Source organism: Actinomadura rubrisoli, from assembly GCF_004349215.1.
Taxonomy (GTDB): domain Bacteria; phylum Actinomycetota; class Actinomycetes; order Streptosporangiales; family Streptosporangiaceae; genus Spirillospora; species Spirillospora rubrisoli.
Map to the genome: position 1 here is coordinate 18,407 of NZ_SMKU01000082.1, position 10,438 is coordinate 28,844.

At 72.8% G+C, this 10,438-nt stretch carries 10 protein-coding genes; 4 read left to right on the forward strand and 6 right to left on the reverse strand.

Going from position 1 to position 10,438, the window contains the following annotated elements; translation table 11 throughout:
• Positions 1 to 8 precede the first annotated feature (8 nt).
• Positions 9 to 1,553, reverse strand: coding sequence for a histidine ammonia-lyase (hutH, locus tag E1298_RS17685; RefSeq protein WP_131894580.1), 1,545 nt, complete (start codon positions 1,551 to 1,553; stop codon positions 9 to 11).
• 92 nt (positions 1,554 to 1,645) lie between these two features.
• Between hutH and E1298_RS17690 the strand changes: the two genes are divergently transcribed.
• Positions 1,646 to 2,401 (forward strand): IclR family transcriptional regulator, encoded by a 756-nt coding sequence (locus E1298_RS17690; protein WP_131894558.1) that lies wholly within the window; start codon positions 1,646 to 1,648, stop codon positions 2,399 to 2,401.
• Positions 2,402 to 2,422: 21 nt separating this feature from the next.
• Here E1298_RS17690 and E1298_RS17695 read toward each other — a convergent pair whose 3' ends face one another.
• From E1298_RS17695 to E1298_RS17710, 4 genes are read right to left on the reverse strand one after another with little or no spacing between them, the layout of a single operon-like run.
• Positions 2,423 to 3,346, reverse strand: a complete 924-nt coding sequence (locus tag E1298_RS17695; RefSeq protein ID WP_207944688.1) for an ABC transporter substrate-binding protein — start codon at positions 3,344 to 3,346, stop codon at positions 2,423 to 2,425.
• A gap of 24 nt (positions 3,347 to 3,370) precedes the next feature.
• Positions 3,371 to 4,057: an ABC transporter permease gene (locus tag E1298_RS17700; RefSeq protein ID WP_131894560.1), complete on the reverse strand. Its 687-nt coding sequence runs from the start codon at positions 4,055 to 4,057 to the stop codon at positions 3,371 to 3,373.
• Complete coding sequence (locus E1298_RS17705) at positions 4,054 to 4,704, reverse strand: ABC transporter permease (RefSeq protein WP_131894562.1); 651 nt, start codon at positions 4,702 to 4,704, stop codon at positions 4,054 to 4,056. Before E1298_RS17705 ends, E1298_RS17700 begins: the two co-directional genes overlap by 4 nt.
• A complete protein-coding gene (locus E1298_RS17710) occupies positions 4,704 to 5,867 on the reverse strand; it encodes an ABC transporter ATP-binding protein (protein WP_131894564.1) in 1,164 nt (387 codons plus the stop codon). Before E1298_RS17710 ends, E1298_RS17705 begins: the two co-directional genes overlap by 1 nt.
• Positions 5,868 to 6,038: 171 nt before the next feature.
• Here E1298_RS17710 and E1298_RS17715 point away from each other — a divergent pair, with 171 nt between their 5' ends.
• Entirely contained in the window at positions 6,039 to 7,496 is a 1,458-nt protein-coding gene (locus tag E1298_RS17715) for an aromatic amino acid ammonia-lyase (RefSeq protein WP_131894566.1), read from the forward strand.
• Positions 7,497 to 7,538: 42 nt separating this feature from the next.
• Here the strand turns inward: E1298_RS17715 and E1298_RS17720 are convergent, their stop codons facing one another.
• On the reverse strand, positions 7,539 to 8,510 hold the full coding sequence (locus E1298_RS17720) for a LacI family DNA-binding transcriptional regulator (protein WP_243725636.1): 972 nt from the start codon (positions 8,508 to 8,510) through the stop codon (positions 7,539 to 7,541).
• 171 nt (positions 8,511 to 8,681) lie between these two features.
• On the opposite strand from E1298_RS17720, the gene E1298_RS17725 reads away from it, so the two are divergent.
• Together E1298_RS17725 and E1298_RS17730 are read left to right on the forward strand one after the other, a co-directional pair.
• Positions 8,682 to 9,602, forward strand: coding sequence for an amidohydrolase family protein (locus E1298_RS17725; protein ID WP_131894570.1), 921 nt, complete (start codon positions 8,682 to 8,684; stop codon positions 9,600 to 9,602).
• Positions 9,592 to 10,101 (forward strand): cysteine dioxygenase, encoded by a 510-nt coding sequence (locus tag E1298_RS17730; protein ID WP_131894572.1) that lies wholly within the window; start codon positions 9,592 to 9,594, stop codon positions 10,099 to 10,101. The genes E1298_RS17725 and E1298_RS17730 overlap by 11 nt, the downstream gene beginning before the upstream one ends.
• Positions 10,102 to 10,438 lie beyond the last annotated feature (337 nt).

The following is a 10,438-nucleotide window of genomic DNA, read 5'->3' on the forward strand; positions in this document are numbered from 1 at the left end:
TCCTTGGGTTAAGAGAGCGGGCCGGTGACGGCCTCGGCGGCGGCCACCAGGGAGCCGTCCCGGACGAGCCGGGTGGCGGCGGCGATCTCGGGCGCGAGGTAGCGGTCGGGGCCCGGCGGCGGGACGAGCTCGCGCAGCGCGGCGACCACGGCGGCGGTCGCCGGTCCGGGGCGCAGCGGCGTGCGCAGGTCGAGCGCCCGCGCGGCGGTGAGGATCTCGATGCCGATCACCTGGGTCAGCCCGTCCACCGCCAGGCGCAGCTTGCGGGCCGCGTTCCAGCCCATCGAGACGTGGTCCTCCTGCATCGCCGAGCTCGGGATGGAGTCGGCGCTGGCCGGGACGGCGAGGCGCTTCAGCTCCGACACGATCGCGGCCTGCGTGTACTGGGCGATCATGTGGCCGGAGTCCACGCCCGGGTCGTCGGCGAGGAAGGGGGGCAGCCCGTACGAGCGGGCCTTGTCGAGCATCCGGTCGGTGCGCCGCTCCGACATCGAGGCGACGTCCGCGGCCGGGACGGCGAGGAAGTCCAGGACGTAGGCGATCGGCGCGCCGTGGAAGTTGCCGTTGGACTCGACCCGCCCGTCCGGCAGCACGACGGGGTTGTCGACGGCGGACGCCAGCTCCCGCCCGGCGACCAGCTCGGCGTGCGCGAGGGTGTCGCGGGCCGCGCCGTTGACCTGCGGGGCGCAGCGCAGCGAGTAGGCGTCCTGGACGCGGGTGCAGTCCGGGCCGCGGTGCGACTCCATGATCTCCGAGTCCGACAGCAGGGCGCGCAGGTTCGCGGCGGACGCGGCCTGCCCCGGATGCGGCCGCAGCTCCTGGAGGTCGGCGGCGAACACCCGGTCGGTGCCGAGCAGCGCCTCCACGGTCATCGCGGCGGCCACGTCGGCGGCGGTGAGCAGGCGGCGCAGGTCGCGGATGGCGAGGACGAGCATGCCGAGCATGCCGTCCGTGCCGTTCAGCAGCGCGAGGCCCTCCTTCGCGCCGAGCCGCACCGGGGCGATGCCCTCCTCGGCCAGCGCCTGCGCGGCGGGTTTCAGCTCGCCGGACGCGTCGCGGACGGACCCCTCCCCGATCAGGGCGAGGGCCACGTGCGCGAGCGGGGCGAGGTCGCCGGAGCAGCCGAGGCTCCCGTGCTCGAACACCTGCGGGGTGATGCCCGCGTTCAGCAGCCGCGCGAGGGTCTGTGCGGTGACGGGCTGCACCCCCGTGCGCCCGGTGGCGAGCGTCCGGAGGCGGAGCAGCATCAGCGCCCGGACGACCTCCCGCTCCACCTCGGGACCGGACCCGGCGGCATGCGAGCGGACGATGTTGAGCTGTAGCTGCGCCCGCTTCTCCGGGGCGATGTGCCGGGTGGCGAGGGCCCCGAAGCCCGTGGACACCCCGTACACGGGCGTCGGACGGGCGGACAGCTCCTCGATGTGGGCGCGCGCCTCCCCGATCAGCTTCAGCGCCTCGTCCGAGATCGTGATCGGTGCGCCGTCCCTGGCCACCGCGACGACCTGGTCGAAGGTCAGCGGTCCCGGGCCGACCTGGATGCCGGTGTCCCCCATGCCGAAGCTCATACCCACCATTGCAGCGGGCCGACCGGCGCCGCGGCAGGGCCCCGGCGGCGTAAGTGTCTCAGATGCGAGACAATGGCACGATGAGCCAGGTACCCGGCGCGCGGCGCGCCCTCGCGGTGCTGCGGCTGCTCGCCGGGTCCGCCGGGCCGCTGCCCGCCTCCGCGATCGCCCGGGACCTCGGCCTGCCTCGCTCCAGTACCTACCACCTGCTCACCGCGATGGCGGCGGACGGCTTCGTCGCCTACGTCCCCGAGGAGCGGCGCTGGGGCCTCGGCGTCGCCGCATTCGAGATCGGCTCCGCCTACCTGCGCCACGAGCCGCTCGAACGCCTCGCCCGCCCCCTGCTGCGCCGCCTGGTGGACCGCGTCGGCGAGATCGCCCAGCTCGGCGTCCTGCACGGCGCCGAGACCCTCTACCTGCTCAAGGAGCAGCCCCCGCGGCACGCGACCCTCGTCACCGACGTCGGCGTCCGGATGCCGGCGCAGCTCACCGCCAGCGGCCGGTCACTGCTCGCCCACCTGCCCGCCGCGCAGGTCCGTGCCCTGTTCCCCCGCTCGTTCGTGGACCGCACCGGCCAGGGCCCCACCTCCCTGCGCGAGCTGCGCCGCGTCCTCGTCGAGGACGCCCGGCGCGGATGGTCGATCGAGGACGGCTACATCACCGAGGGCTTCGCCAGCATCGCGGCCTGCTCCTACGACCACACCGGGCACCCCACGGCCGCGATCACCGTCACGTTCCGCCGCGAGGACCGTCCCGAGGACACCTGGCCCGCGCTGGCGACCCCCGTCCGCGAGACGGCCGCAACCCTCACCACCCGCCTCGGCGGACGTGCTTAAAGCAACTTCCCGGGGGCTCGGTCAGGCTAGGCCGGACTTCTTGAGCCAGTCCTTGGCGACCTCTTCCTGGTCGTCCTTGTCGATGGCGATCCGCTTCATCATGTCGAGCAGGTCCTGCGTGGTGAGCTTGGCCGAGACGCCGTTGAGCGCGGCCCGGGCGTCGGCGTTCAGGGCGGACTTGTTGACCAGCGGCGTGACGTTCTGCGCGCTGAAGACGTTCTGCGGGTCCTCTAGGACGACCAGCTTCTTCTGCTCGATCGTCGGGTCGGTGGTGAACAGGTCGGCGGCCTGGATCTTGTCCTCGGTCAGCAGCTTGACCAGGGTGGCCTGGGCGCCGGCGTCGAACGGCTGGAACTTCTTGAACTCCAGGCCGTACTTGGCCTTGAGCCCGACGAGGCCCTGCTTGCGGGTCTTGAACTCCGAGGGGCCCGCGATGGTGAGCCGGTTCGCGACCGGCTTGAGGTCGGTGATGGACTTCAGCTTGTACTTCGCGGCCGTCTGCGGGTTGACCGTGACCGAGTCCTTGTCCTCGGCCTTGGCCGAGTCGAGGATCTCCACCCCCGCGGGCAGCTTGGCCTTCAGCGCGGCGTTGATCTCCGCGGTGGTGGCCGCGGTGCTGGACTCGTCCACGGACGTGGTGAGCAGCGCGCCGTTGTACTCGGGCATCACGCTGATGCCGCCCTTGACGACCTGGCGGTAGTAGACCTCGCGGGCGCCGATGTTGAACTTGCGGCTGACCTTGAGGCCCTTGGCCTCCAGTGCCTGCGCGTACAGCTCGCCGATGAGGCCGCTCTCGGGGAAGTTGGCGCCGCCGACGGTGATGGTGCCCTTCGCGCCGCCGCCGGACAGCGGGTTCTTCTCGTCGCCGTCGTCCCCGCCACCGCAGGCGGACAGCGCCAGGACCGCCACGAGACCGAGGGCCGCTCCACGGATGATGTTCTTCATTGTCATTCCTTCTTTCGGGGCCGTTCAGGACGAACGGGCTGAACCGAGCAGTCCCGGCGAGACGATGAGGCGGCGCAGCGCCGCGAAGATCAGCTGGACGATGACGGCGAGCAGCACGACCAGGACCGTTCCCCCGACGACCAGCTGGTAGTCGTTGCGGGCGAGGCCGTCGATGATGTAGCGGCCGAGCCCGCCGAAGCCGGGGTAGGCGGCGATCGTGGCGGTGGCGACGACCTGGATCGCGGACGTGCGCAGGCCGAGCAGGATGAGCGGCAGGGCCATCGGCACCTCGGCCCGCCACAGCACCTCCCACTCCGACATGCCCACGCCGCGCGCGGCGTCCTTGGCGTCGGGGTCGACCCCGCGCACCCCCTCGAAGGTGTTGACGAGGATCGGCGGGACGGCGAGGGCGACGAGCGCGATGAGGACGGGGGTGATGCTGTACTCGATGACCACGATGAACAGCACCAGGCCGAACGTGGGGATCGCGCGGGCGACGTTGGCCACGCTGATCGCGAGGAAGCCGCCCCGGCCGGTGTGGCCGACGAGCAGTCCGAGCGCCAGCCCGATCACGGCGGCGAAGAACAGCGACACCCCGCTGTAGTACAGGTGCTGGAGCAGCCGGTGCGGGATGCCGTCGTCGCCGTGCCACTGGGACGAGGCGGTCAGCCACTCCCAGGACAGGTCGATCTGGTTCCAGAGATCGTTCATGACGCCCTTCCACGTGCCCGGGCCCAGGGGGTGAGCAGCCACTGGACGGTCACCAGGAGCGCGTCGGTGATCAGGGCCAGCGCGACGATCAGTACCGAGGCGGCGATGATCTGGGTCTGGAACTGCAGCTGGTAGCCGCGGATGATGTCGTAGCCGAGACCGCCCTGGCCGATGAGCTGTCCGACGGCGACGAGGCTGATGGAGGAGACCGCGGCGACCCGCACCCCCGCGATCACGATGGGCACCGCGATGGGCAGTTCGACCCGCACCAGGCGCCGCAGCGTCCCGAAGCCCATCGCGGTGGCCGCCTGCCGGACGGGCTCGGAGACCGAGCCGAGACCGTCCACCACGTTCGGGATGAGGACCGACAGGCTGTAGAGGGTCAGCGGGATCATGACCGTGGCCGGTTCCAGCCCGGTGTACTGGATGAAGATCATGAACAGGGCGAGCGACGGGATCGCGTAGAACACGTTCGACACGGTCAGGACCGGCGGGAAGAGCCAGCCCCAGCGCCGGCACAGGACACCGAGCGGCAGCGAGATGACCAGGCCGAACAGGACGGGCAGCAGCGCCAGCCGGAGGTGGATGAGCGCGTGGTCGGTGAGCGTGTCGGTGTGGTCGCCGATCCAGCCCCAGTCGATGTCCATCAGTCCGAGACACCGTCCTTGGACGCGGGCGCGGGGTCGTCCTGATCGGCCGGGGGCTTCCCGGAATCGCCCGGGCGGCGGTGGCCCGCCCCGTGGGTGGGCACGGCGAGCAGCTCGGCCCCGCCGGTCACGCCGACGACGGCGCCGCCCCCGTCGACCCCGACCGCGAGCCCGGCCGGGGACAGCACGGCCGCGTCCAGGGCGCCGCGCACCGAGTCGGCCCCGACCTCGAAGGTCGCGCCGACCGGGGCCAGCGCCTCCTCGGCGAGCGTGCCGGCGACCTCGGGCCCCCGGGTCCACCCGAGCGGGCGCCGGGCCTCGTCGACCACCAGGACCCATTCCAGGTTCGCGGCGTCCGCGCCGGTGGCGGTCACCGGGAGGACGAGGTCGTCGCGCAGGCTCAGCTCGGCGGTGTCGGCGAAGGACAGGCTGCGGATACCGCGGTTCTGGCCGACGAAGCCCGCCACGAAGTCGTCGGCCGGGTGGGCCAGCAGGTCCTCGGGGCTCGCGACCTGGACGAGCTGCCCGCCGGTCCGGAACACCGCGATCCGGTCGCCGAGCTTGATGGCCTCGTCGATGTCGTGGGTGACGAACACGATCGTCTTGTGCAGCTCGTCCTGGAGCCGCAGGAACTCGTCCTGCAGCTCGGCGCGGACGACGGGGTCGACGGCGCTGAACGGCTCGTCCATCAGCATGATCGGCGGGTCGGCGGCCAGCGCGCGGGCGACGCCGACGCGCTGCTGCTGCCCGCCCGACAGCTGGAAGGGGTAGCGCTTGGCCATCACGGGTTCGAGGCCGACCCGCTCCATCAGCTCGCGGGCGGTGTCGCGCGCCTTCTTCTTGTTCCAGCGCAGCAGGTACGGGACGGTCGCGATGTTGTCCTCGATCGTCCGGTGCGGGAACAGCCCGGCGTGCTGGATGACGTAACCGATGCCGCGGCGCAGCTCGGCGGGCTTGCGCTCGCGGACGTCCTGCCCGTCGATGAGCACCCTGCCGCCGGTGGGCTCCACCATCCGGTTGATGGTGCGCAGCGCCGTCGTCTTGCCGCCGCCGGACGTGCCGACGAACACGGTGATCTGGCCGGTCGGGCACTCCAGGCTCACGTCGTCCAGTGCGACGGTCCCGTCCGGGTAGCGCTTGGTCACGCCCTCAAAGGTGATCAAACGACTCACGTCCTCGTTGGGCGCCGCAACGCCGGAGATCGGTTTGGTGATCGGTTTCGGCCTTCTACCCAACCGTAGCCAATGGGTACCGTCGACTCCGTGCCCCGGCGTGTCCGGAACCTCGCATCCTGAGCATAACTACCTGAAATCCGGGGAAAGTAGCGTAGCGCCGTGGAGAACAGCCGAATCGTTATCGACGGCACCGCTCTGACCTGTGAGCAAGTGGTTCGCTCGGCCCGCGAGGACGTGACGATCGCCATAGCGCCCGAGGGCGTCGAGCGGGCCCGGGCGGCCTGGCGGGTCGCCCGGGAGGTCGCCGAGACCCGGCCGGTGTACGGGCGGACCACCGGGGTCGGCGCCAACCGCGTGGTGGACGTCGAGTGGGAGGACGCCGACGCGCACGGCCTGCGGCTGCTGCGCAGCCACGCGGCGGGCGCGGGGCCACTGATCGCGCCGGAGATCGTCCGCGCGATGCTGACCGTCCGGCTGAACCAGATCGCGGCGGGCGGCTCCGGCGTGGAGGCTGGAGCGCTCCAGGCCCTGGCGGACGTCCTCAACCTGGGCCTCGTCCCGCCGGTGCCGGTGTACGGGGCGATCGGGACGGGCGACCTGACCGCGCTGGCCTCCACCGCCCTGTGCCTGCTGGGCGAGCGGTCGTGGCTGGCCGGGGCGGACGGGGTCCCCGAGCGCGGCCCCGGCTACACCCTGCGCTCGGCGGACGCCCTGGCCTTCATCAGCTCCAACGCCGCCACCCTCGGCGAGGCGGCGCTCGCCGTGGCCGACCTGCGGGAGATGCTCCGCGCGTCCATGGTCGTGGCCGCGCTGTCGCACCTCGCCGTGCGGGGCTCGGCGGAGCCGTACGCGCCGCCCGTCCACGACGCGTGCCCGCACCCCGGGCAGCGGGAGGTCGCGGCCGCGATGCGGACGCTCCTGGCGTTCGAGCACCCGGTCCCGGTCCGCATCCAGGACCCGTACGGCTATCGTGCCTTCCCGCAGGTGCACGGGCCCGCGCTGGAGGCGGGCGAGTACGCCCGGGAGATCGTCACCCGCGAGGTCAACGCCGCCGCCGAGAACCCCCTGGTCGACGTCGCGGGACGAACCGTCTGGCACAACGGCAACTTCCACACCGCCTACGTCGGGCTGGCCCTGGACGCGGCGCGCGCCGCGCTGTTCCAGACGATGGCGCTGGCCGCCGCCCGCCTCGGCACGCTCGCCGAGCCCGCGTTCACCGGGCTGTACCCGTTCCAGGGCGCCACCGAGGCGTCGTCGGGGATCATGATCCTGGAGTACGTGGCGCACTCGTGCCTGGCCGACGTCCGCCGCCTCGCCACCCCGGCGGCGCTCGGCAGCGCGGTGCTGTCGCGCGGAGTCGAGGAGCACGCGGGCTTCTCGACCCAGTCGGCCCGCGCGACGACCGACGCCGTCGCCGCCTACCGGCTCGGGCTCGGCTGTGAGCTGGTCGCCGCCGTCCGGGCGCTGCGGATGCAGGGGCGCGCGCCGTCCGGCGGCCCGCTCAGGTCGGCGTTCGACCTGGCCGTCGCCGTTCTCGACCCGCGCGTCGAGGACCGCCCGCTGGACGCCGACATCGCCGCCGCGGCCGACCTCCTCCCCCGCCTCCCCCTGGCCTGACACCCCTGCCGGGCCCTGACGCGGCCGGGCACGGCGTGGCCGTCATGCCAGGGGCGCGCCCGTGGAGGCGCGGGCGCGCAGGGAGGGCTCGCGGACGACGCGGCGCTTGCGGGGCTTGCCGTCGATGACGTCGACGACCAGGCGGACGGCGGCGTGGACGATGCCCTCGATGTCCCAGTCGACGGTGGTGAGCGGGGGCGTGAGCAGGTTCGACATCGGGTGGTTGTCGTAGCCGCAGACGGCGACGTCGCCCGGGACGGCCAGCCCCAGCTCCCGGGTGGCGGCGTAGACGCCGTAGGCGATGGAGTCGGCGAAGCAGAACACGGCCGAGGGACGGTCGGGACCGCCGAGCACGCGCGTGGCGATCCCGGTGGCCTCGGCCAGCGACTGCGGCACGACCACCACGTCGACCCGCAGGCCGAGGCGCTCGGCCTCGGCGTTGACATGGACGTCGGCGGGACGGTCGGGGGTGCTGGCCCGCGTCGGCGTGAACACGGTGAGGCGCTGGTGGCCGAGGCCGCGCAAGTGCTCCAGCGCCAGCGTGACGCCGCGCCGGTTGTCGAACACGACCTCGCCCTGGGCCTGCCCGCCGTGCAGCGCGTCGCCGATCGACACCACCGGGATCGTGTCGGCCAGCTCGGCCCACAGGGCGGCGGACGGGTCGAGCGGCTGCACGATCAGGCCGTCGACCCGCTGGTCGCGGAGCCGGCGGGCCAGGGCCAGCTCGCGCTCGGGGTCGCCGCCCGCGTCGACGATCAGGGCATAGCGGTCGCGGGCGAGCAGCGCCCGGCCGATGCCCACCGCGAGGGACTGCTGCCAGTAGTCCTCCAGCGAGCCGCACAGCAGGCCGACCTGATCGGTGCGGCCGCTGGCCAGGGCGCGCGCGATCGGGTGCGCCTCGTAGCCGAGCTCGTCGGCCGCCGCCCGGACCCGCTCCTGCGTCTCCTCCGAGGTCTGGATGCCCCGCAGGGCGTAGGACACGGCGGCAGGCGACAACCCCGTCGCCTGCGCCACCTCGCGTATGGTCGCGCGCTTGCGCCTTCCTGGCACCCCACAACCCTAGAGGCCCCCGCCGACAGAACTGGGCAACACTGGTCACCCGGTTTGACGAATTGCTCCTGAACCGGTTCACTGAAACGGTTAACTGATACGGTTCAGCACCCGTGCGGAGAGGAGGCGCCCACATTGACCGCCCATGGGGAAGCGCACCTTGATGTGCACCAGCACCTATGGAGCCCCTCGCTCGTGGAGGCCCTCCGCCGGCGCCGGACGCCCCCTTACCTGGACGGCTGGAAACTCCATCTGGCCGGAGAGCCCCCTTACGACGTCGACCCCGCCGACCACGACCCCACTCTGCGCGCCGCCCGCGTCCGCGCGGACGGCCTGGACCGGGCCCTGGTCTCGCTCTCCTCCCCCCTCGGCGTCGAGTCACTGCCGCCGGGCGAGGCGCGCCCCCTCCTCGACGCCTACCACGAGGGCGCCGCCGCCCTGCCCGCCGCGTTCGGCGCCTGGGCATCCGCCTGCGTCTCCGAGATCGACCCCGCGGCCCTCGAACGGACCCTCGACCACGGCTTCGCGGGCCTTCAGCTCCCCGCCGCCGCCCTCGCCGATCCCGTTTCAATGGAACGATCCAGCCCGCTTCTCGCCGTCCTGGAGGCCCGTGGCCTCCCGCTCTTCGTCCACCCCGGCCCCGCGTCCTGCGGCCCCGGGGTGCCGGGATGGTGGGCGCCCGTCGTCCCGTACGCGCAGGAGATGCACGCCGCCTGGTTCGCGTTCCGCGCGTTCGGGCGGGCGCGGCACCCCCGGCTGCGGGTGTGCTTCGCGATGCTCGCCGGGCTCGCGCCGCTGCACGGCGAGCGGGCCGCAGCCCGGGGCGCCGGGCGCGGGGTCGTGGACCCCGAGATGTTCGTCGAGACCTCGTCGTACGGCCCGCGCGCGGCCGACGCCATGGTCCGCGCCCTCGGCGTCGACGTGATCGTGCATGGCACCGACCGGCCGTACGCCGGTCCCCGGGACCTCGGCCTGGGCGAGGCCGCCCGGCACGCGTTCCGGGTGGCCAATCCCCGTCGTCTACTGATCGGAAAGGAGCGAACCCTTGTCGTCTGATGTCCTCACCACCGGCTTCGAGAGCCTCCCCGCCCGTCCCCTCGACAAGCGTGAACTGCGCCGGCTGGTCGACACCCTCGCCGGGCGGCCCGGCCTGTGGCGGCAGCACGTCGCGTTCCCGGACGGGAAGCGCCACTACGCCTCGCTCTACCGGGACGAGTACGTGGACGTGTGGCTGCTCTGCTGGACGCCGGAGAACGACACGGGCTGGCACGACCACGACGTGTCGTCCGGGGCCGTCCGGGTCGTCGCGGGGGCACTGGAGGAGAACAACCCGCGCATCGGCGGCGCCCACGCGCGGACCGTGGTGACGGAGGGCACCTCATTCTGCTTCGGCCCCGACCACATCCACCGGCTGGTGGGGTCGGCGGACGCGAGCGTGTCGATCCACGCGTACTCGCCGCCGCTGTGGCGCCTCGGCCAGTACTCCATCGACGACACGGGGCTGATGCGCCGCAACTCGGTCAGCTACGCCGACGAGCTACGCCCCCTCGACTGAGCGGCGTCCGCCCAGCCTGCGGGTGGCCTCCGGCGGGCCCGACCGGGGGAGACGGACCCGCCGGAGGTGGGCGACCGTCCCATGCCCGCTCTCATCGGACGATCGCCCACATTTCCCTCAGCGCACCCCAAGACGGAAACGTCACACCATCCAGCGTCACCTTCGCTCTGACCTCAACCGTCGCGCGAGCGCGCTACCTGACCGGTGGGGCGAAGCCGAAGGCGAGCCCCACCGGGAAGATCGCGAAGCGATTCGCGCTCGCACAAGCACGGTCAGGGGCGAGCCGCCAGGCGAGGCTCTGGGCCGGGGTTGCTTGAATACTGCTCGGAGTCTGGGG